The organism is Paraburkholderia sp. SIMBA_053, assembly GCF_046534895.1.
Lineage (GTDB): Bacteria > Pseudomonadota > Gammaproteobacteria > Burkholderiales > Burkholderiaceae > Paraburkholderia > Paraburkholderia caledonica.
Map to the genome: position 1 here is coordinate 1 of NZ_JAWRXU010000116.1, position 452 is coordinate 452.

Sequence of the window (452 nt, forward strand, 5' to 3'; positions counted from 1 at the left end):
GAAAATGTCGCGCTCGGCGTGCGCGACGCGAAATACGAAAAATTCGACATCAAGCTGGTGCTCGAACGGCTGCTGCTCAAAGGCAGCATCGTCGTGAAGAAGGCGTACTGCGACTGGGACCGCTACAAGGGCTTCAAGGCCGCGATGCACGAAGCGAACTTCGAGCTGATCGAAATTCCGCACGTACGGCAATCGGGCAAGAATTCCGCAGACATTCGCCTCGTCGTCGATGCACTCGACCTCTGCTATACGAAGTCGCACGTCAATACGTTTGTCATCATCAGCGGCGATTCGGATTTCTCGCCGCTCGTGTCGAAGCTGCGTGAAAACGCGAAGCAGGTGATCGGCGTCGGCGTGCAGCGCTCGACGTCGGATCTGCTGACGGCCAACTGCGACGAATTCATTTTCTACGACGATCTCGTGCGCGAGAACCAGCGCGCAGCTGCGAAACG

General features: G+C 57.5%; 1 protein-coding gene. It reads left to right on the forward strand.

Annotated elements, in window-relative coordinates:
* On the forward strand, positions 1-452 hold a 452-nt coding region (locus SB753_RS34825; protein WP_410804588.1), incomplete at both ends, for an NYN domain-containing protein.